Genomic DNA, 20,874 nt, shown 5'->3' with positions numbered 1-20,874 from the left:
TCATTTGTCGATGATGGTTTTGCGAGCGCTGATCGTGCGTCCGCCGTTCGATGAGAAGAGATAAAGCTCCCTGGCGTCGAGCTTCAGAGCCACAGCCTGGCCAGATGTGAACGGCGCGACATAGCTAAGCTGGACGGTGATATTTCCGGTGCCGCTTTCCGAGGCGATGGTACGCAGGCTGCCGGCATCGACATAGAGGATGGTCTCGCGACCGAGGTGCTCAACCAGTTGCACCTGCCCTTCGATCGCGCCACCATGCGCGACGTCCGTGACGATCGATATGTTTTCCGGCCGGACACCCAGCGTCAGATCGGCGCCCTTTTGCAGCGCCACTCCATCGGACAATTCGACGGTCAATGGGACGATGCCGGGAGCCGAAACCCGGACCTGTCGGCCGGAGACTTCGTCCACGGTCACGGCAAGGAAGTTCATTCTCGGGGCTCCAAGAAAACCCGCCACGAAGAGATTTTCGGGATTTCTGTAGAGCTCCAGCGGTGAGCCTACCTGTTCAATCACACCCTGGTTCAACACCACGATCCGGCTCGCCATGGTCATGGCCTCCACCTGATCGTGGGTTACGTAGACCATGGTCGCGCCGAGTTCCGTATGCAGACTGCTCAATTCGACGCGCATCTGCGTCCTCAGCGCCGCGTCGAGATTCGAGAGTGGTTCATCGAAGAGGAACACGTCCGGAGAACGGGTAATGGCACGGCCGATGGCAACGCGCTGCCGCTGGCCGCCGGATAATTGCTTGGGCCGCTTCTCAAGCTGATCGGTGATGCGCAGGATCTTCGCGGCGCGCGCGACGGCGGCATCGATTTCTGGCTTCGGCCGCTTGGCCATGCGCAGGCCAAAGCCCATGTTCTCCGCCACGGTCATATGCGGGTAAAGGGCATAGGACTGGAAAACCATGGCGATGCCACGATCCCCCGGCTCTTCCTTGCTGACGTCGCGGCCATTGATCAGGATCTGGCCGGACGAAATCCCTTCCAGACCGGCGATCGTCTTGAGGAGGGTCGACTTGCCGCAACCGGAAGGTCCGACCATGACGATGAACTCGCCCTGCTCGACGGCAAGGTCGATCCCGCGCAATGCATGGTATGCACCATAGTTCTTGTTGATCTGTCGCAGTTCGAGGCTGGTCATGTTTCCTGGCTCTCTGCTGTTGGGTTCTTGAGTTCTGGGAAAGGAAATGCCGTCTCGCTCATCCTTTGACGGCCCCCATGGTCAGACCGGCGATGAAATGGCGCTGCATGAGGAAGAACATGACGACAGGCGGCACCGCGACGACGATCGTGCCTGCCGAGATGAGGTTCCATGCCGAAACCCATTCCCCGCGCAGATTGGCCAGACCGGCAGTCACGGGCTTCACGGAGTCGCTGACCGTCAGCACCACCGCCCAGAAGTAGTCGTTCCAGATGAACGTAAAGATCAGAATGGCCAACGCCGCGAGAGCCGGCCGGACTAGCGGCACGGCAACATGTATCAGCGTCTGGAAAGGTGTCGCGCCTTCAGCGCGGGCAGCCTGAAAGAGTTCATCGGGCAAGGCCGCGATGAAATTCCGCATGAAAAGCGTCGCAAATCCTGTCTGGAAGGCAACGTGGAAGATGATCAGCGCCGCCGTCGTATCGATCAGATTCAGCCGCACCATAAGATCGCGCACGGGGATCATCATGATCTGGTGCGGCAGGAAATTGCCGCCGACGAAGAGCGCAAAGATCAGCATATTGCCCGGAAAGCGGTAGCGGGAGAGAACAAAGCCCGCGAGCGTGCTCAGAACCAGGACGCCGATTACCGAAGGAATGGTAATCGTTAGGCTGTTCAGGAAATACTGGGCCATCGGGGTCTGGGTGAAGACCGCGGTATAATTGTCGATCAGACCAAGCTCGGTCGGCCACCCCCACAGATTGCCACTCATGACATCGGTCGTCGAACGGAACGACGTCAGGATGATCGCAAACAGAGGGCAGAGCCAAAGCAGGAGAACAAGCAGCACCGCCAGCACATAAAACCGTCGCTGCCAGATGGCTGTTTCCGGAATAGGGCGAGGATACATCAGCCACCTCTCTCTTCTGTGCGAATGATGCGTGACAGGTACCAGGCGATGAATGCGGCCATGATCACGAAGAGAACGGATGCGATCGCCGCTCCATAGCCGAAGCGATAGGAGAAGATCGATTGCTCGTACATCTGATAGGCCAGCACGGAAGACGATCCGAACGGGCCGCCGGCCGTCATGACGGAGATCATGTCAAAGGATCGAAGCGCGCCGACCACCGTCACCGCGATGGCGATGAAGGTCACCTGCGTCAGTTGAGGCAGGACGATGTGCCAAAGCATGTTCCATCCCCTCGCCCCGTCCACGCGGCCAGCACCTATGAGCTCCTCGCTCAGATTGTTCAGCCCCGCGAGATAGAGAACCATGCAGAACGTGACCTGCGGCCAAAGTGCTGCGATGACGATCGCAAACGTCACGAAATGCTCGTCTGAAAGAACGGCTGGGGCGGTCGTGCCAAATGCCTTGAAGATCAGGGCAAGAAGTCCGAACTCCGGCGTATAGACCCATGTGAACACGACCCCGACTGTGACTGAAGCCAGCACCAGCGGGATGAAGAACAGTGACTTCAGGAAGCGCATGCCCCTTATTTTCTGATTGACCAGCAATGCTATGGCTAGCCCGAGCGGCGGCGCGGCCATGAACATGATCAGCCAGATGAGATTGTTCTTCAGCGAAACGTAAAATTGCGGATCATTGTAGAGTTCGACGTAGTTCCCGAAACCGATCCAGTTCATCGGGCCGAAGCCGTCCCACTCATGAAAACTGATCCAGACGCTCCGCACGGCCGACAGCAGGATCACCGTGAAAAAGAGCAGGATCGCGGGGGCAATAAGCAAAGTGGGGGTGAGCCACCAACGCTGGCGGCGCCAAATCATCAACATATCCAGAGCCTCATTGGAGTTATGAGGGAGCGGAAGCGCGCTTCCGCTCCCCGGCCGCCGGGAGGAGAACTAGAGTTTGTAGATGCGCTTGCGGGTACCTTCGAGGCGCTGAAGAATAGAGTCGCGCCGATCGGGCTTCGCCATGAACTCCTGGAAGCCGACAAGGCCGGCCTGGGCCATATCGGGGTCGCTGTCGCGATCGTAATACTGAGAAGCTCCCTGCAGCTTCTTCAAGGTCTCTACCGCCACGTTGACGAGTGGGTCCTTGCTGGGCGGAAGATCGTTGCGCGGTGGTACGTTTCCGCCGGGCTCCAGATAGGCCGCGAGATTTTCCGGTTTATAGAAATAGGCAAGGAATTCGCGAGCGCCCTGCTTGTTCTTCGCGTTTGCGGGAATATGGATCGAATTGACCGAGAATTCTTCGAAGTGACCGACCTTCGGGTCCAGAACCGGGAAAGTGGCATAGGACAGTTGCGGCAGATCCTCGGCGGTGAAGGCGGACTTCAAAAAGGCGCCGAGATTCATCATGCCGGCCTTCTTCTGGGCAAGCAGCGCTGCGGCCTCCTGCCAGCCGAACGATGTATGATTGGCGGTGAAGAACTCCTTGTTGATCATCCCTTCCCATTGATCGAAAACCGGCTTCAGGGATGGATCGAGATAGCTCATCTCGCCGTTCATCAGCGCCATATGCTTGTCGAGGCCATTGATGCGCAGGTTCATTTGATCGAACCAGCCGGCAGCCGGCCAAAGCTCCTTGGTTCCCATGGCGATCGGCGTGAGACCGGCGGCCTTGCACTTGTCGCCGTAAGCCACAAATTCCTCGGCCGTCGTCGGCACAGTCAGGCCATGCTGATCGAAGACATCCTTACGGTAGAACATCCCCCAAAGGGTGCCGCCGGTCGGCAGGCCATATTGCTTGCCATCGACCGTGATCGTTCCCGTCGTCGCACCGAGCACATCCTTGTATTTTTCCTTCTCGAACAGATCGGAAATATCGTCGAACAGGCCGCGCTTTACGAAAGCTCGCATGCGATTGCCCGAAAACCACGTGCAAATGTCGGGCGCCCCTGCAACAAGGTAGTTGCGAATGGCCGTCTTATGGGCCTCGTGATCCATGTTGTTGATGACGACGCTGACCCCGGCTTCCTTTCCGAAGGCCTCGGCGATTTTCTTCAGCGCTGCAAGCGCCTCCGCATTGTTCTCCGCCGAGATCACCGTGACCTTCTGCGCCTGGGCAATTGCGGGTGCCGATAGGCCGCCCGCCAAAGCGGCCGCTGATATTGCGCCTGCGCCCTTCAGGAAATTGCGGCGGGTGGACGGAAAGATTTGTTTTGAATGCACCATTGAATTCCTCCCAGTTGATCCATCAACACGTCCTGGCGAGCCCCTCCTCCTCGGGATGCAAGCCAGGCATTCAACGCGCCGATTTGTCGCTATTCTCAGGGCGGAAACCGCTTCCGGAGTTGATCGGCGGGTGAACTTATGCATAGATTGCGGGAGCTTTGCAATAATTAATTTACAAAATTAAGGAACGGAAGTTGAAGCTAAAAGGCGACCAGAGCACTGCAAGGGCGCTAAATCGACGCCTGATCCTCAATCTCCTGCGGAGAGAGGGACCGAGAAGCCGCGCCGATATCGCCACAGTCACAGGGCTAAGCCCTGCGGCTGTGACGTTCGTTGTCGGCGACTTGTGCGAGGAAGGCATCGTTGTCGAAGGCCAAGCCGTAACCGGCCTCACCGGCAGGCGCCCGATCCCGGTACAGATCAATTATGAGCACGGGCTCGTGGTCGGGTTCAAGTTGATGGTGGATTCCGTGGAATGCGTCGCAACAGACCTTGCGACCAATCCCGTGGCGGCCATGCGGATCCCCCTTGCCGGTCACCAGCCGGACTACGTTGCCGACCTGCTGGCCAGCACTGTTCCCGAAATGGTCAAGCTCGCCGGACGACCGCATGCCAAGCTTGCAGGGATCGGCATCTCCATGCCCGGCGTTATCAATGATGAACAGACCGCATGCGTCCGCAGTCATCGCTTCAATTGGGACAATATTCCCCTCGCCTCGCTCGTGGCGAATCGTGCCAACGTGCCGGTCTGGCTGGAAGACGACACCAACGCCTATGCCATCGCCCAGCAACTTTTTGGCTTGGGGAGACAGCATCGCAATATGGCCGTTCTCGCTGTCGGCGTCGGCATAAGCTGCGCGCTCGTCATCGAAGGAAAGCTCTATCGCGGCGCAAATGGTGCGGCCGGCAAGTTCGGGCATACGCTTTATGAAGAAAATGGCCGGATATGCGAATGCGGCAAACGCGGCTGTCTCATGGCATATCATTCCGAAGCGTCGATCTTGCGACGTTGGCGCGAGGCAACCGGACATGGCCAGGATCGAGGCCTTCCTGAACTGCGCAGCGCTTTGGCTGCCGGCGATCCGACGGCAGTCGCGCTTGTCGAACATTCCGGCAAGAGCATAGGAACGGCGCTCGCCAATCTCGTCAACGTCACGGATCCGGAAGTCATCGTTGCCGGCGGCGAAGCCGTCTCGCTTGGCGAACATTTTCTTGGACCACTTCGGGAAGCCCTGGCCGCCAGGACCTTCAGGACAGCACCTCCCCTGCTTCCGGACTGGGAAGATAATTCTTGGGCCCGCGGCGCGGCCGCTCTGGTAACCCAAAGAATGTTTGATTTTGAATCATCGAGCGGCTTTACCGACATTAGCCGGACATATACCGGCAGCACGCAGAAATCCGCCAGGTAGCCGGGCTTGCCGCCCCAAGAAGGAGCGGCTTTGCTCGAACGACAGCCGCCTTCGCGGTCGTCGGTGACCGCGCGCCGCAACAGCCGTAGAATAACCGGGGAAAACATCGCGCAAGGTAACGGTGTTGTAAGCACAATAATCGACGTTATGACTATTGTGACAGAGCTGAAGGGGCGCGGCGCGGAAATTGGAGGGGAATGAATGAGACGCACAAAGGAGGAAGCGGCTGAAACCAGACGTGAGATATTACGCTCGGCGGAGGCGCTGTTTCTCGACAATGGCTATGAAAATGTCACGCTGGACGAAATAGCCTCGGCGGCCGGTGTTACCCGCGGCGCAGTTCATTGGCATTTCAAGAACAAGCAAGGTCTCTTGTTTTCGATCCGCGACAAGGCGCAGCAGCCCTTCCAGGAACTTGCGGAGCGAATTGCCGAAGGACATCCGCCCAATCCGCTTGAGCTGCTCATAGACACGATTTCGGCGACATTCGCAGAGATTCAGCAGGAGCCGCGCAAACGTGGGCTACTGAAAGTCATCATGTATCTCGACATGGCATTTTGTGATGACGCGGCGGACAGCACGGACTCATTCCGGCATGATATGCAGGAGCACTTTGCGAGAATTTTCCACTCCATGGATGCCGACAAGCCGTTGCCTCCGCCATGGTCAGCAGATACCGCCGCTTCCGCTTTGACTGCGGTCATTGGAGGATTGGTCGCCGAATGGGCTCTCGATAAAGGCGATTTTGAATTGGTTCCCTGTGGGCAAGCTCTTATCAAAATGATCCTGACCACATGGTTTCCGACGCATTAGGTAGGCGACAGCGGAGCGCCCAGTGAAAAGGGTTCGGCAGGGAAAGCCGAACCCTTTCCGTATTTGATCGGAGGTCAACCGATCAGTGTGAGAAGCCCGCAGGATTGGAAACCGCAGGCTTCTCTTACCCGGCAAGGGGGGCCGGATAATTTCAGATTAGAAGCTACGCTGGAAGCGCAGGATACCAGCCCACTGGTCCTGATTGACCGAATCCCAATCGGTGTAGGAGACTTCGGGTTCGATCAGCAGGTTCTTAACCGGGTTCCACTTGATGTTCGTCGTAGCGGCGAAGATCTTGGAGTCGGTGTAAGCGAGCTGCAGGTTCCACTTCAGCTTGTCGTTGATCGGAACGCCAACGCCGCCCCAGACAGCCCAGTCACCCCAGCCGCAAAGATCAGGACGGCCTGCCGGGCAAGCGGAACGATCCAGGTTCGTACCGGCGTACTTGTTCAGCTTGTCGCCGTCCGTGTTCCAACCACCCATCAAGAAGGCAGAGAAAGCGCCGAAATCGGCGTCGACGCGAGCCTTGACGGCACCTTCTTCGACGATCGAATCGTAACCGCCGACGACCTTGACACCCCAGATGCCAGACTTGAACCCAGCACCGGCAACGACGTCAGGAGCGTAGTGATCCGCCTTGTCGTCACCCCACCAGCTCGCTCCATAGGATGCATCCGAGCCGCTGGAGTAGCTATCTTCGACCGAGATCACAGCCGTGAAGCCGTTGCCGGCGTCATAGTTGTAGGTCAACTGGTTGAGTTCATACGGGCCGTCGTAGATCACGTCGTCGTTGATGACGTCGCCGGCGTAACCGATGTACGAGTTGTACTGGGAGTCTGCCTTACCGACAGTGAATCCGCCGAGGCTGATATTGGCAAACAGCAGCTTGGTGCTTGTCGAATTGCCTTCACTCCAGTCCCAACGGAGAACCGTGTTGGTCTTCAGAGGGCCGTATTCGGTGTCGGTTGCGGTGTCGAGGCTCAGCTCGGCGCGGGTGTGCCACAACGTTCCGGTCTTGTTCGTCGGGCTGTAGGCATCGTACCATTCACCTTCGGTACGAACTTGGCCGCCGATCTTCAAGCAAGTCTCGGTACCCGGAATGAAGAAGTAGCCAGCACCATAAGCGTCGCAAATGCGAACGTACTGAAGAGGCTCCGGCTCGGCAGCGACAATAGCGTCCGCGGCATGGGCCCCGGAAACTGCTGCGAGCGAAGCAGCAGAGCTGATCAGAAGGCTTTTCAAATTCATTTTAAACTCCTGGTTGCAATATGCATTTCAGAGATTCCGCACGCATGGAGGTTCACTACCAACCCCATGCAGAATTGACCTCGCATCAACGCGATCGAACAGATCTGCGATTGCCCTGCTTGATGCTGGCTTGAGTCCCTCTTGTTCCGCCCAATCAGCCCCGCGACACGGCCCTGAAATACCCTACCGATGCGGCCGATGCTTCGACCGCAAGACATATTCATGTCCTGAGCTTTGTTTACAAACCAACGGTATGTTTGTCAATTATATGAAGGTCCCCTTACTACAAGCTTCGGGCGCTGTGACCAATATGCAACTATCAGCTTCACGCTGCCACCTGGGTCGTCAGGTGCCGCGGCGGGTAGCACATTTTATTCAACGGCATTTGGTGTCGGCGTTTATGAATTTCAAATCGTCGCAGAACGATCCAGACGCGTGATTCGGCGTCTGTCGCATTCTGTCTGCACCATTGTGAAAAACGATCGCCGAGCGGCTGATCGGCGAGATCAAGCAGCTCGAGACATTTCCCGAGCAGGAGCTTTGGAAAACCGAGCTGATCGTGCGTGCCTCGACCGGCGTGGCGCCGGCCGATTGATATGATTTAGGTGGTGTGATCTCAGAACCGCGGCGCCGGCTTGCCGGCGGCACGATGGGCGGCGATCACCGTATTGGCCATCAGCATGGCGATGGTCATCGGCCCGACGCCGCCCGGAACCGGGGTGATGGCGGCGGCCACTTCCGCCGCCTCGGCAAAGGCGACATCGCCGACCAGCCGGCTCTTGCCCTCGCCGCGTTCCGGTGCGGCGATGCGGTTGATGCCGACATCAATCACCGTCGCTCCCGGCTTCACCCAATCCGCCTTCACCATTTCCGGCCGGCCGGCCGCCGCCACCAGAATATCGGCACTGCGGGCAACCGCCGGCAGGTCCTTGGTGCGGGAATGGGCCGTCGTCACCGTCGCATTGGCATTGAGCAGCAATTGCGCCATCGGCTTGCCGAACAGGTTCGAGCGGCCGATGACGACGGCATTCAGACCCGACAGGTCCTCGCCATGGATGCGGCGCACCAGCAGCATGGCGCCGGCCGGCGTGCAGGAGATCAGCCCGGTGGCAAGATCGCCGGTCGCCAGCTTGCCGGCATTGACCACATGCAGGCCATCGACATCCTTGTCCGGCCGGATCGACTGGATGATCGCTTCGGCATTCAGATGCTTCGGCAGCGGCAGTTGCACCAGGATGCCGTGAATGGCGGCATCCCCGTTGAGGGACTGGACAAGCTTTGCCAGCTCGTCCTGCGTCGTCTCGGCCGGCAGCGTGTGCTGGATGGAGGTAAAGCCGCATTCCTTGGCCATGCGGCCCTTGGCGCCGACATAGGTGTGGCTGGCCGGATCATCGCCGACGATGACGACGGCAAGGCCGGTCTTCACACCCGTCTCTTTTTCCAATGCTGCGGTCGCCGTCTTCACCGCATCAATTACCGAAGCAGCCACCTGCTTGCCATCGATGATGTCAGCCATCGCCTACCCCATCCGCTCCGAAGCATAGCTTCCGGGGCTTGCCGGGAAGACGATGGTGCGGTTGCCGTTGAGGAAGGTGCGGTAGTGGATGTGGGCATGGATGGCCCGCGCCAGCACCTGGCTTTCGACATCGCGGCCGATCGAGACATAGTCTTCCGCCGACTGCGCATGCGTGATGCGGGCCGTGTCCTGCTCGATGATCGGACCTTCGTCGAGATCGCCGGTGACGTAATGTGCCGTCGCCCCGATCAGCTTCACGCCGCGCTCATAGGCCTGCTTGTACGGGTTGGCGCCCTTGAAGCTCGGCAGGAAGGAATGGTGGATGTTGATGATCTTGCCCGACATCTTCTTGCACATGGCGTCCGACAGCACCTGCATGTAGCGGGCCAGCACGATGAGTTCGGTGCCGGTCTGCTCGACGAGGTCCAGCAGTTGCGCTTCGGCCTGCGGCTTGTTGTCCTTCGTCACCTTGATGTGGTGGAAGGGGATGTCGTGGTTGACGACCACCTTCTGGTAGTCGAAATGGTTGGAGACGACGCCGACGATGTCGATCGGCAGCGCGCCGATCTTCCAGCGATAGAGCAGGTCGTTGAGGCAATGGCCGAAGCGCGACACCATCAAGAGCACCTTCATGCGCTTCTGGGCATCATAGATCTCGGCATCCATCTCGAATTTCTCGGCGACCGGCTTGAAACCTTCGACCAATGCCTCCTGCTTGACGCCTTCCTCGGAGATGAAGGAGACCCGCATGAAGAACTTGCCGGTATCGAGATCGTCGAACTGGCTGGAGTCGACGATATTGCAGCCCTGGTCGGCCAGATAATTCGCTATCGCCGCAACGATCCCGCGCGTCGATTTGCAGGATACGGTCAGTACGAAATTTTTCATCTTATGTCGTCCGATTGGAAAAAATCATGAAACGCCACCTGTGGCGTTATCGACCGCCTTGGGAAAGCAGCCGGAGAAACGCCTGTAGCTCCCCTTCGTCGATTGCGACGAGATGCCCTTTTGCCGGATAGGCGCCCGAGCGAACGTCCTCGGCAAATTCCTTGAAAGCGGCGGTGCGTTCATTCTGCAGCCTGTCATATTCGGCCGCAAAATCGCGATACACCTTGGCGTGACGCGGCCTATGACCGCGATTACTGCCCAGCACATCGTCGGCAAAGAGATATTGGGCATCGCATCCGCTTCCGGCACCCATGGAAATCATCAGCATCGATGTGTTCGCGCTGATCGCGGAAGCGACATCGCCAGGCACGACTTCAATCTCCGCCGCAAAGGCGCCCGCCTCTTCCAGTGCCTTGGTTTGGCGCCAGATCTCGAAAGCGCTTGCCGCGGTCTTGCCGACGGCGCGAAAGCCACCCGTCCAGGTCGCCTTAGACGGAATGAGGCCGACATGGCCGCAGACCGGAATGCCCTCTTCGCGCATCCGCCGAATCGTTTGCAGCCCGGCGGCGCAATAAACGGCGTCGCCACCGGCCTTCAGCGCCCTGAACGCCTCCCGCATGTACTCTTCCGCCGAGACGTAATCGCCATATTCGAGGCCAGGAACGGCAAAGGGGCTCGGAGCAGCCTCGCGGAATACGGGGCCAAGCAGCGCCGGCGGTACGGAAAGCATATCAATCCCCGCCTTTTCCGCCGCTTCAGCTTCCTCCAGCGAGGTGACGCGCAACATGGTGAGCTGCCGCTGTCCTTTGAGCGCCAGCAGGTCGGCGACCGTTGCACGATTATGTTTCTTCATTGGAAACTCCTGGGGTAAGGGCTCTTCATGCGGCAAGAAGTGATTTGAGTTTGACATGGCTCGCCGTCAGCGCTTCCGGATCGGGATGAGCGCGGGCGGCAATCAGCATTTCGGCGAGACGAATATCGCGGGCGACGGCATTGCCGCGACCGATGCCGCTGGCCGCCAGCAGCCGGCCGGTCTCATCGAGATGGAAGAGGATGAAGGCTCCTTCGCCAAGGTCACGCCTCAGCATCGTCGTCGCGCCATCGGCAAGGCCGGCAATTTGCAGCGTCAGATCATATTGATCGGACCAGAACCACGGCACGGCCGAGATGCTGTCCCCCGCGCCCAGCAAATTGGCCGCAGCCAAAGTTCCCTGTTCCTGTGCGTTGCGCCAGGATTCCAGGCGAACCCGTCGCCCGCCATAAAGTGCCAGCGGAAAGGAGCAGCAATCGCCTGCGGCGTAGATATCCGCAGCAGAGGTTTCCAGCCGCTCGTTGACGGCAATGCCGTTGTCGACCGCAAGACCCGCTTTCTCGGCGAGCGCGACATTCGGTTGAGCACCGATGCCGATGAGCACGAGATCGGCGGAGAGTTCCTGGCCGTCGCCCAAGCGAACAATCGCACCGGTCGCACCTTCCTCCACTGCCGCAGTGGTCTCGCCGCAGCGGATATCGACGCCTTCGTCCCGATGACGTTGCGTTATCACCTCGGCAACCGCTTCCGGCACGCCCCGCTTCAGGACGCGCGGCAGGCCTTCGATCACGGTGACATCGGCGCCAAGCTTGCGCGCCGTCGCCGCCAGCTCGAGACCGATAAAACCGCCGCCGATGATGGCGATATGGCGGCCGGGGAGAAGCGCCGGCCGCAGCCCCGTGGCATCGGCATGGGTGCGGAGCATGCGAATGCGCTCGCCGGTTCCCACAATGCCGGGAAAGCTGCGCGCAGATGCACCGGTCGCCAGCAGCAGTTTGTCGTAGCTAAGTTGCTCTCCGTCCGAGAGTGTGACCACCTTGCCGATCGGATCGATGTCGGTCGCATGCGTGGCGAGCCGAAGGTCGATGCGCTGGTCGGCATAGCGTTCCAAGGTGGCCACGAATTTCGGCTCATGCGCGAGGACAAGTCCCTCCTTCGACAGTGGCGGACGTTCATAGGGCGCAACCGGCTCGGCGCCGATCAGTGTGATGTCACCGTTAAAGCCCTTTTCCCTGAGCGCAAAGGCGGCGCGGGCGCCGCACTCTCCAGCCCCGATAATGACGAAATGCAGCATGGCTTTCCCCTTATAGCGCAATAAAAACGGCACCGTTTTCGACCTTGACGGGATAGGTTTTGAGGTTGACGCAGACGGGGGCGCCCTTGGCCTCGCCGGTGCGGTAGTCGAAGCGGCCGTTGTGCTTGGGACATTCGATGATGTTGTCCATCACCAACCCGTCGGCAAGATGGACCTGCTCGTGCGTGCACAGGCCGTCGGTGGCAAAATAGTCGTCTTCCGGACTGCGATAGATCGCGAAGGTCTTGCCGCCATGGTCGAAGCGCATGACGTCCTCCTCGTCGATCGCATCCGCCGCGCAGACCTTAATCCAGTTGCCGCTCATTCCTGCCTCCCTGTATGTGCCGTTGTATATGCCGTTCTGGCTGCGGTTGTTGCCTGCGGTTATTGTGCCGCTTCGGCCAGCCCGGTGTGGAATTCCTCGCGATAGGGCCTCGCCGTCGGCGGCAGGTCGCGCTTCAGGAAATAATCCTCGTTGCGCAACTGCCGCAGGAAGGCCGGGATCATCTCGCGGTACCCCGACCAGATCGACGGATTGGGCCGCGGCAGATCGTGTTTGATCATCGCATGCAGCTTCGGCAGCGCATGATAGGGCACCATCGGGAACATGTGGTGTTCGACATGATAGTTCATGTTCCAATAGATGAAGCGGCTTACCGGGTTCATCAGCACCGTCCGGCTGTTCAGCCGGTGGTCGATGACATTGTCGGCAAGCCCACCATGCTGCAACAGGCCGGTCAGCACATGATGCCAGGCGCCGTAGAGCCGCGGCAGGCCGATCAGCACCAGCGGCAAGAGCGAGCCCATGGCAATAGCGGCGGCGATGGTGGCGATATAGATGAGGCTCCAGATGCGGGCGATGCGGATCGCCTTCGGCTGCTCCATCTCGGGAATGAAGGTTTTCTCCGTGGCGCTGATGATGCCGAAGGCATTGCGGACCATGTCGAGCATCGCATAGAAGACATCGACGATGCCGAAGAAGTTCAGGACCAGGCGCACGAGATCCGGCGGCCGCATGACGGCGATCTCCGGATCGCGGCCGACGATGACGGTGTCGGTGTGATGGCGGGTATGGCTCCAGCGCCAGGTCACCGGATTGCGCATGATCATGAAGCAGGCGATCTCATAGACCGCATCATTCATCCAGCGGGTCTTGAACGCCGTGCCATGGCCGCATTCGTGCCAGCGGCTATCAGAGGCCGAGCCGTAAAGCACGCCGTAAGCCAGGAAGAAGGGCACACAAAGCCAGGAGCCCCAGAAAAAGATGCCGAGGCCGGCGAGGATCGCCATGCTGCCGAGCCAGATGATCGTGTCGCGGATGGCGGCGTCATCGGAGCGCTGCATCAGCGCCTTCATCTCCTTGCGGGCAATCTCGGTATGATACCACTCCGCCGCCGCCAGTCCGGCTTCGACCGCCTGCCGGCCGCTTGGGCCAAGCAGGCTGTAATCACGCTTTCCTGTCTCGCTCATTCCTGCCTCCCGCGTCGCAAACCAGCGCCGCACCTGATGACTGGGATGATAGGTCGAGTTTTTGCTTGCCTCAATGCAACGATGATGGAATCTATCATATTCCATCAACCGCCCATCTCATTCATGATGGAATACCTCAGGACCATCCATGCGCAGACCAACCATCGCTGATCTTGCTAAGGCTTCCGGCGTCAGCGTCGCAACCATCGACCGCGTGCTGAACGGACGCCATCGCGTCCGGGAGGAGACGGCTAAGCGCGTCTATGAGGCGGCGCAATCGATCGGCTACCATGCCGTGGGTTTGCTGCGGCAGCGTGTCTTTGAGGATCTGCCCCAATATCGATTGGGGTTCTTGCTGCAAAAACCGTCCCAGCCCTTCTACCAGTCGTTTGCCAAGGAGATCGGCGCGGCGGCACAGGCACTCGCAACCGCGCGCGTCCATGCACATATCGATTTCGTCGCCGCATCGACCCCGACGGCAATTGTCGAGAAGCTGAAATCCATGGCAGCGCGGAGCCAGGCGATCGCCCTGGTTGCGCCGGATTATCCTGCAGTGACGACGGCAATAGAGGAGCTGAAGGAAAAAGGCATCCCGGTCTTTTCGCTGCTCTCCGATTTCGCGACAGGCGTTCGCGAAACCTATGTTGGCGTCGATAACCGCAAGGTCGGGCGCACCGCCGCCTGGACGATTGCCCGATCTGCTCGCCATCCAGGCAAGGTCGCCTGCTTCGTCGGAAGCCATCGCTTTCACGGCCATGAACTGCGCGAGATTGGCTTTCGCTCCTATTTTCGCGAGAACGCCCCGGATTTCGAGGTGCTGGATACGCTGATCAATCTGGACACGGCGGAAATCACCCATGAGGCAACGCTCAACCTGCTGCAAAAACATCCCGATCTCATCGGCTTTTACGTCTGTGGCGGCGGCATGGAAGGCGCGATTTCCGCCATTCACGAGGAGGGGCTTGCCGGCAAGCTGATCGTCGTCGTCAACGAGCTGACACCGGAATCGAAGGCGGCACTCGCCGACGATGTCGTCACCATGGTCATCGGCACCCCTCTCCCTTCACTCTGCAAGGAGCTCATCGATTTGATGATCGGCGCCATCGAACGCGGCGAAGCGGCAATGCCGGGGCAGTCCTTCCTGCCCTTCGATATTTTCGTCTCGGAAAATATCTAGCGAATGTGATGGAATCCCATCATCGGGCAGAATATTTCTATCATGGATGATGGAAGAAGCCGGTGCTTGCCTGTGGATCGGCCGCGTGATTGTCGATAGTCATTTGCGGAATACGCACGGCTGATCGACGTCCTGTTGGGCCGGCGACCAAGAGGAGGAATGCCTGCCATGAGTTCCATTCGTTTCGCGCTCAATCATATGTGTGCGCCGTCCCTCAGCCTGGAATCGTTCTTTTCCGGGGCGAAAACACTCGGCATCGATAGCGTCGAAATCCGCAATGATTTGGCCGGCAATGCTATCCTGGACGGAACGCCGGCAGCAGCGGTCAAGGAACTCGCGGCGCGTCATGGACTGACGATCATCTCGATCAACGCGCTGCAGCGTTTCAACGAGTGGAACGAGGCGCGCGCCACGGAAGCGGCGGAACTCATCGGCTATGCGCGGGATTGCGGCGCAAAAGCGCTGGTGCTCGTTCCCGTCAATGACGGTAGCGGCAGGGAGCCCGAGGCGCGCAGGCAGAACCTCGAAACGGCGTTGACGGCGCTGAAGCCGATGCTGGATGCCGCCGGGATCATTGGCCTGGTGGAACCGCTTGGCTTCGAGATCTGCTCATTGCGCTCGAAGACCGAAGCCGCCGCTGCGATCGAAAAGCTCGGCGCGCAATCGATCTTCCGTCTTGTTCACGACACCTTCCATCATCATCTCGCTGGCGAAGCAGCAACTTTCCCCAATCTCACCGGATTGGTTCATATTTCCGGCGTCAGCGATTCCGCCGTCTCGGTTGCCGATATGCGCGATCCGCATCGCGTTCTGGTCGATGCCAGCGATCGTCTCGACAATGTCGGACAAATGCGGGCGCTATTGTCCGCCGGCTATGCCGGCCCCTTCTCCTTCGAGCCCTTTGCGCCGGATGTGCATGCGCTGAAGGAACCCGTCGAAGCTTTGAAGGAAAGCATGGCATATCTGGCCGCACACGTTTGATGGCAGCTTGACCAACGAGACCACTGGGTCTCGTTGGTCAATTGCGCAAGTGCAGCCGACGATTATGCAAGCCATACTCTGACGGAATGATATACAAATTCCCGAAGCCGCCGTTATTCCCTGCCTCGGAAGCGGCGCTGATAGGCGGGCTCATAGAGCGAGCTTTCGCGGAAATCGCTGGCGGCCAGCGATGGGCCGACGAAAATCAGCGCCGTACGTTCGATCGGTTCTGCCGCCACCTGTGCCTCGATCGTGCCTAGCGTGCCGCGAAGGACGCGTTCGTCCGGCCAGGAGGCTTTAACAACGATAGCAACCGGGCAATCCGCGCCATAAAGCGGCGTCAGTTCCTCGACCACCTGCCCGAGTGCGTGGATTGCCAGATGGATGGCGAGCGTCGCGCCCGTGGCGCCGAATTTTTCCAGTGTTTCATTGTTCGGCATCGGCGAAGCGCGGCCGGAAACGCGTGTCAGGACAAGGCTTTGTGCGACGGCAGGTATGGTCAGCTCGCGCCCGAGCGCAGACGCCGCCGCTGCGAAAGCGGGAACGCCGGGGGTCAGTGTATAAGGGATGCCGTGCCTTTCCAGACGGCGGATCTGCTCGGCGACGGCGCTCCACACGGAGAGGTCACCCGAATGCAGGCGGGCGACATCCTCGCCGGACGCGGCAGCCTTTAGATATTCGGCCTCGATCTCATCGAGCGACATCGGCGCCGTATCGATGATACGGGCGCCGGGCGGGCAATATTGCAGGAGTTCCGGCGAGACGATCGAGCCTGCATAGAGACAGACCGGGCACTTGCCGATCAGATCCCTCCCACGCACGGTGATCAGGTCCGCAGCTCCGGGCCCCGCTCCGATGAAATGCACCGTCATTCCGCTACCTCGTTTTTCATTTTTATGGTTTGACCCAGGACCATTGCGTCACCGGCATGGCCGGCCGCCAGCCGGTCATGGCGCCAACGGGTGCGGCGCGGGCGATATCGATACGGATCAGCGAGCCGCCGCGACGGGCGTGTTCGGCAAGCAGGACAGCCTCCATCTCGGTGGTCACCGCGTTGGCGACCAGCCGCCCTCCCCTTTTCAATCCGGCAATGGCCGCATCCATGACGCCGGCTTCACTGCCGCCCCCGCCGATGAAGATCGCATCCGGTGCCGGCAGACCGGCAAGCGCTTGCGGCGCCTGTCCTTCGATGATGGTAAGCCCCGGAACGCCGAAGCTTGCCGCATTACGGCGAATGCGAGCAGCGCGTTCGCTGGAAGATTCGACCGCGACGGCGCGCATCGAAGGATGCGCCAGCATCCATTCAATGCCGATGGAACCGGAGCCAGCGCCAATATCCCACAACAACTCGCCGTGGCGCGGCGCCAGCGCCGACGAGGTTATTGCCCGGATTTCCCGTTTGGTGATCTGGCCATCATGTTCGAACAGGCTGTCATCCAGTCCGGCGCTGAACGGCAGGATGCGAGCGCCATCAACTGCCGCAACTTCGATACCACAAAGGTTCAAATCATTGATGCCGGAAAGCGTGAAATCCGCCGCCCGCCGCGTCGAAACCCGCTCATCGGGTCCACCCAGAGCTTCGAGAACTGTCAGCGTCGATTGGCCAAATCCGCTTTCCTGCAACAGACGCGCCAGATCGGCGGGACCTTCACCATCCGACGTCAGGGCCAGGATCTTGCGGCCGGGATGGAGATGCGGGCGGATGAGGTCGAGCGGCCGGCCATGCAGGGAAAGAACGGTCACGTCCTGCAAAGGCCAGCCGAGGCGCGAGGCGGCAAGGCTGAAGGAAGAGGGTGCCGGAATGACGGTCATCTCAGATGCCGGAACATGCCGCGAGAGCGTGGCGCCGGCGCCATAGAAGAAGGGATCGCCGGAGGCAAGAACGACGGTCGGCATTCCGCGTCGCGCCAGCACGGCTTCAACGGATTTCTCGAAGGGGCTCAGCCAGCTCCGCGCTTCGCCCTTGATCAGCGCCTGCATCAGTTCGATATGCCGCGTGCCGCCGAAGACGACGGGCGCCGCAGCAATCAGACGTTTCGCATCGTCGCCAAGCCCGGCTGGACCGTCCTCGCCGATGCCGATAAGAGTGAGCCAGCGTTGAGTGGAAGGCATCTCAGACATGGGCAAGACCCGCATTCTGATCTTGGGCGGCACGACGGAAGCCCGTCAATTGGCGGAGGCGCTGGCGGCGCGCGCTGATCTCGATGTCGTGTTGTCGCTGGCCGGCAGAACCGTCGATCCGGCTCCGCAGCCGGTTCCCGTGCGCAGCGGCGGGTTCGGCGGTGCTCAGGGTCTTTCCCGCTATTTGGTGGATGAGGCGATCGATCTGCTGATAGACGCGACCCATCCCTTCGCCGCCCGCATTTCCGCCAATGCCGCGGAAGCGGCTACCCTGAGCGGCATCTCCGCCTTCGCACTTCGCAGGCCGGCCTGGCTGCCCGTCGAGGGCGATCGTTGGCGCTCGGTGCAAACTGTTTCGAAGGCAATTGCTGCGCTTGGTCCGACCCCTCGTCACGTCTTCCTGGCGATCGGCCGACAGGAGGCGCATTACGCTAATGCCGCGCCCATCCATCATTATTGGGTGCGCAGCGTCGATCCGGTCGAGCCGCCGCTGACAGCGCCCAACGTCACCTATATCCATTCCAAGGGTCCGTTCCGGCTGGCGGACGAGCTGGTCATGTTGCGGCACCATCGTATCGACGTGATCGTGACGAAGAACAGCGGCGGCAGTGCGACCTACGCGAAGATCGAGGCGGCGCGGCAACTCGGCATCGAAGTGATCATGATCGAGCGCGCACCCGTTGCCGATATGCTGGCGGTCGAGACTGTCGAGGCGGCGCTGCACCATATCGATCATCTTGCCCCGTCCTTGATGAAGCGTGGCGTATAAACCAGATCGGGTTTTGTCTCTCGGGCAATGACACGAGTCTCGGCCGAACCGATGATGACGCAGGTCGCCATATCAGCGCTCGACGCTTGCGCATCCGCCAACCTTGCAACTGTCATGCGTTCATCCGGCCGGCCCGCAGCGCGGCCGAAAATGACAGGAACGTCGGCAGGCAGAACCTCACGCAAGATGTCGAAGGCTTTGCCGAGCTGCCAGGGGCGTGCTTTGCTGATGGGATTGTAGAGGGCGATCACAAGCCCTGCTTCCGCAACCAGGCGCAGTCTATTTTCTATTATATTCCAGGGCTTTAGATTGTCTGATAGCGAGATGGCGCAGAAATCGTGCCCCAAGGGCGCCCCAATGCGAGCCGCGACGGCGAGCATGGCGGTGATACCCGGCACGACGACGAGATCGACATCCCGCCATTCGCTCGGTCCATTGTCGATCGCCTCGCAGACTGCTGCCGCCATGGCAAAAACGCCGGGATCGCCACCCGAAACGACGCAGACATTGGCGCCGGCGACCGCACGCTCCAGCGCCGTCTTGGCGCGATCCAGCTCCTCGCGGTTGTCGGAGGCGTGGCGAAGCTGATCAGGTCGTAGCGACAGGCGATCGAGATACGGGCCATAACCGAAAAATTCCGCCGAGTCGGCCACAGCCGCCAGCGCTTCCGGCGTCATCTGCGCCGGATTGCCGGGACCGGTGCCGATGACATAGAGACGGCCGCTCATGGCTTGTCTTTCCAACCGGGAATAAGGATCAGCGAGAAATAGGGAGCTTCCGCATCCCCCCTCTTCGTGAGGGGTGTGACCGCGCCATTCGCCATCGTTCCGCGCTCGACATAGATTGCCTCGTCAAGGCGTCCTGCAGCTTCAAGGGCACGGCGGATTTTCGGCAAGTTGCGGCCGACCTTCATGATCACCGCCGCCTGGGTGTCGGCGAGCCGGCGGGCAAGTTCGGCTTCCGCCATAGTGCCCGGGAGCACGGAAAGAACATCATCCCCCTGCACCATCGGCATGCCAGCCAGCGACCAGCAGCCGGACATCGCCGTTACGCCAGGAATGACTTCTGTCGGATAGCGGTCGGCAAGCCGCACATGCAGATGCATATAGGAACCGTAGAACAGCGGATCGCCTTCGCTGAGCACGGCTACCGTCTTGCCATCCTTTAGGTAGGCAGCGACCATCTCGGCGGAGGCATCGTAGAAATCGGTGATCTGTCTCTTGTATTCCGCCTCGTTCTTGTCGATTTCCGTCGTCACGGGATAGTAGAGCGGCAGCAGCGTCACGTCGGTTCTGAGCACATCCCCAACGACGCCGCGACCATTGCCATTTTTACCCTGCTTGGCGAAATAAGCGACGACCTCGGCTTTCTCCAGGGCTTTGACTGCCTTGACCGTCAGCAATTCCGGATCGCCAGGCCCGGTGCCAACGCCGATCAGCCGGCCAGTAGACTGCGCGCTCATAGGCCAGACCTCGCCAATGCGTTGATCGCGGCGGCGGTGATGGCGCTGCCGCCAAGACGGCCACGAACGATGGCATAGGGAACGCCATAGGAATTTTCCGCCAACGCGTCCTTGGATTCAGCAGCGCCAACGAATCCGACGGGCATGCCGATGATAGCGGCCGGCTTCGGCGCTCCGTCGCGCAGCATTTCGAGGAGATGGAACAACGCCGTCGGCGCATTGCCGATGGCGACGACAGCGCCTGCCAGACGATCGCCCCAGAGATGCATCGCGGCTGCCGAGCGGGTGTTGCCGGTCGTCTTCGCCAGTTCCGACGTGCGGGGATCATGCAGTGTGCAAATCACCTCATTGGCCGCCGGCAGGCGTGCGCGCGTGACACCATGGGCGACCATTTCGGCATCGCAGAAGATCGGCGCGCCGTTGGCAAGCGCCGCGCGGGCAGTCGCAACGAAATCGGGAGAGAAGACGAAGTGTTCCGAGGCTTCGACGAGGCCGCAGGCATGGATCATGCGTACCGCAACGTCGGCCTCAGCTTCCGAAAAGCGCGACAGATCGGCCTCGCTGCGGATGATCGCGAAGGAGCGCTCGTAGATCGCGTTCCCATCGCGGATATAATCATAGTCCGGCATTC

At 60.1% G+C, this 20,874-nt stretch carries 21 protein-coding genes and 1 pseudogene; 6 read left to right on the top strand and 16 right to left on the bottom strand.

Annotation, left to right across the window (positions count from 1 at the left end; genetic code table 11):
* The 4 genes from N2601_RS22575 to N2601_RS22560 form a co-directional block, all read right to left on the bottom strand.
* Positions 1–1,146 (bottom strand): ABC transporter ATP-binding protein, encoded by a 1,146-nt coding sequence (locus N2601_RS22575; protein ID WP_260304983.1) that lies wholly within the window; start codon positions 1,144–1,146, stop codon positions 1–3.
* A gap of 58 nt (positions 1,147–1,204) precedes the next feature.
* A complete protein-coding gene (locus N2601_RS22570) occupies positions 1,205–2,056 on the bottom strand; it encodes a carbohydrate ABC transporter permease (RefSeq protein ID WP_260304982.1) in 852 nt (283 codons plus the stop codon).
* The gene (locus N2601_RS22565) at positions 2,056–2,940 is read right to left on the bottom strand and encodes a carbohydrate ABC transporter permease (protein ID WP_260304981.1); all 885 of its coding nucleotides are present in this window, start codon (positions 2,938–2,940) and stop codon (positions 2,056–2,058) included. Before N2601_RS22565 ends, N2601_RS22570 begins: the two co-directional genes overlap by 1 nt.
* A 69-nt stretch (positions 2,941–3,009) precedes the next feature.
* Positions 3,010–4,284 carry an ABC transporter substrate-binding protein gene (locus N2601_RS22560; protein ID WP_260304980.1) on the bottom strand — a complete coding sequence of 425 codons (1,275 nt, stop codon included), beginning with the start codon at positions 4,282–4,284 and terminating at the stop codon, positions 3,010–3,012.
* A 194-nt stretch (positions 4,285–4,478) separates the two neighbouring features.
* Between N2601_RS22560 and N2601_RS22555 the strand changes: the two genes are divergently transcribed.
* Positions 4,479–5,693 (top strand): ROK family protein, encoded by a 1,215-nt coding sequence (locus N2601_RS22555; protein WP_260304979.1) that lies wholly within the window; start codon positions 4,479–4,481, stop codon positions 5,691–5,693.
* A 201-nt stretch (positions 5,694–5,894) separates the two neighbouring features.
* Positions 5,895–6,506, top strand: a complete 612-nt coding sequence (locus tag N2601_RS22550) for a TetR family transcriptional regulator (RefSeq protein ID WP_260304978.1) — start codon at positions 5,895–5,897, stop codon at positions 6,504–6,506.
* A gap of 156 nt (positions 6,507–6,662) precedes the next feature.
* On the opposite strand, the gene N2601_RS22545 is transcribed toward N2601_RS22550, so the two are convergent.
* Positions 6,663–7,754: a porin gene (locus N2601_RS22545; RefSeq protein WP_104826553.1), complete on the bottom strand. Its 1,092-nt coding sequence runs from the start codon at positions 7,752–7,754 to the stop codon at positions 6,663–6,665.
* A gap of 481 nt (positions 7,755–8,235) precedes the next feature.
* Between N2601_RS22545 and N2601_RS22540 the strand changes: the two are divergent.
* Positions 8,236–8,349: pseudogene (locus N2601_RS22540) on the top strand (transcriptional regulator); the annotation flags it as partial.
* 21 nt (positions 8,350–8,370) lie between these two features.
* Here N2601_RS22540 and folD read toward each other — a convergent pair.
* The 6 genes from folD to N2601_RS22510 are packed head-to-tail and all read right to left on the bottom strand — an operon-like array spanning position 8,371 to position 13,733.
* On the bottom strand, positions 8,371–9,270 hold the full coding sequence (gene folD / locus N2601_RS22535) for a bifunctional methylenetetrahydrofolate dehydrogenase/methenyltetrahydrofolate cyclohydrolase FolD (protein ID WP_260304977.1): 900 nt from the start codon (positions 9,268–9,270) through the stop codon (positions 8,371–8,373).
* 3 nt (positions 9,271–9,273) lie between these two features.
* Positions 9,274–10,158 (bottom strand): formyltetrahydrofolate deformylase, encoded by an 885-nt coding sequence (gene purU / locus N2601_RS22530; protein WP_104826551.1) that lies wholly within the window; start codon positions 10,156–10,158, stop codon positions 9,274–9,276.
* A gap of 46 nt (positions 10,159–10,204) precedes the next feature.
* The gene (locus tag N2601_RS22525) at positions 10,205–11,011 is read right to left on the bottom strand and encodes a 3-methyl-2-oxobutanoate hydroxymethyltransferase (RefSeq protein ID WP_260304976.1); all 807 of its coding nucleotides are present in this window, start codon (positions 11,009–11,011) and stop codon (positions 10,205–10,207) included.
* A 25-nt stretch (positions 11,012–11,036) separates the two neighbouring features.
* On the bottom strand, positions 11,037–12,263 hold the full coding sequence (locus tag N2601_RS22520) for an NAD(P)/FAD-dependent oxidoreductase (protein ID WP_260304975.1): 1,227 nt from the start codon (positions 12,261–12,263) through the stop codon (positions 11,037–11,039).
* 10 nt (positions 12,264–12,273) lie between these two features.
* Positions 12,274–12,588, bottom strand: a complete 315-nt coding sequence (locus N2601_RS22515) for a MocE family 2Fe-2S type ferredoxin (protein ID WP_260304974.1) — start codon at positions 12,586–12,588, stop codon at positions 12,274–12,276.
* 59 nt (positions 12,589–12,647) lie between these two features.
* Complete coding sequence (locus N2601_RS22510) at positions 12,648–13,733, bottom strand: fatty acid desaturase family protein (RefSeq protein WP_260304973.1); 1,086 nt, start codon at positions 13,731–13,733, stop codon at positions 12,648–12,650.
* A gap of 148 nt (positions 13,734–13,881) precedes the next feature.
* On the opposite strand from N2601_RS22510, the gene N2601_RS22505 reads away from it, so the two are divergent.
* Both N2601_RS22505 and N2601_RS22500 read left to right on the top strand, forming a co-directional pair.
* Positions 13,882–14,910, top strand: a complete 1,029-nt coding sequence (locus N2601_RS22505; RefSeq protein ID WP_260304972.1) for a LacI family DNA-binding transcriptional regulator — start codon at positions 13,882–13,884, stop codon at positions 14,908–14,910.
* 168 nt (positions 14,911–15,078) lie between these two features.
* Entirely contained in the window at positions 15,079–15,891 is an 813-nt protein-coding gene (locus N2601_RS22500) for a TIM barrel protein (protein WP_260304971.1), read from the top strand.
* A gap of 113 nt (positions 15,892–16,004) precedes the next feature.
* Here N2601_RS22500 and cobM read toward each other — a convergent pair whose 3' ends face one another.
* Both cobM and cbiE read right to left on the bottom strand, forming a co-directional pair.
* Positions 16,005–16,763, bottom strand: coding sequence for a precorrin-4 C(11)-methyltransferase (cobM, locus tag N2601_RS22495; RefSeq protein WP_260304970.1), 759 nt, complete (start codon positions 16,761–16,763; stop codon positions 16,005–16,007).
* 22 nt (positions 16,764–16,785) lie between these two features.
* Positions 16,786–18,012, bottom strand: a complete 1,227-nt coding sequence (cbiE, locus tag N2601_RS22490; protein WP_260304969.1) for a precorrin-6y C5,15-methyltransferase (decarboxylating) subunit CbiE — start codon at positions 18,010–18,012, stop codon at positions 16,786–16,788.
* Between cbiE and N2601_RS22485 the strand changes: the two genes are divergently transcribed.
* Positions 18,011–18,781 carry a cobalt-precorrin-6A reductase gene (locus tag N2601_RS22485; protein ID WP_260304968.1) on the top strand — a complete coding sequence of 257 codons (771 nt, stop codon included), beginning with the start codon at positions 18,011–18,013 and terminating at the stop codon, positions 18,779–18,781. The genes cbiE and N2601_RS22485 overlap by 2 nt on opposite strands.
* On the opposite strand, the gene N2601_RS22480 is transcribed toward N2601_RS22485, so the two are convergent.
* The 3 genes from N2601_RS22480 to N2601_RS22470 are packed head-to-tail and all read right to left on the bottom strand — an operon-like array spanning position 18,745 to position 20,872.
* Positions 18,745–19,509 (bottom strand): precorrin-3B C(17)-methyltransferase, encoded by a 765-nt coding sequence (locus N2601_RS22480; RefSeq protein ID WP_260304967.1) that lies wholly within the window; start codon positions 19,507–19,509, stop codon positions 18,745–18,747. The two genes, N2601_RS22485 and N2601_RS22480, sit on opposite strands and share 37 nt — an antisense overlap.
* The gene (locus tag N2601_RS22475) at positions 19,506–20,243 is read right to left on the bottom strand and encodes a precorrin-2 C(20)-methyltransferase (protein WP_260304966.1); all 738 of its coding nucleotides are present in this window, start codon (positions 20,241–20,243) and stop codon (positions 19,506–19,508) included. Before N2601_RS22475 ends, N2601_RS22480 begins: the two co-directional genes overlap by 4 nt.
* Positions 20,240–20,872 carry a precorrin-8X methylmutase gene (locus N2601_RS22470; protein ID WP_260304965.1) on the bottom strand — a complete coding sequence of 211 codons (633 nt, stop codon included), beginning with the start codon at positions 20,870–20,872 and terminating at the stop codon, positions 20,240–20,242. Before N2601_RS22470 ends, N2601_RS22475 begins: the two co-directional genes overlap by 4 nt.
* Between the last annotated feature and the right edge of the window lie 2 nt (positions 20,873–20,874).

The organism is Rhizobium sp. CB3060, assembly GCF_025200735.1.
In the GTDB taxonomy this organism is placed as follows: Bacteria; Pseudomonadota; Alphaproteobacteria; order Rhizobiales; family Rhizobiaceae; genus Rhizobium.
The sequence above is the reverse complement of the archived record's forward strand: the minus strand, read 5'-3'. Positions and strand labels throughout refer to the sequence as shown.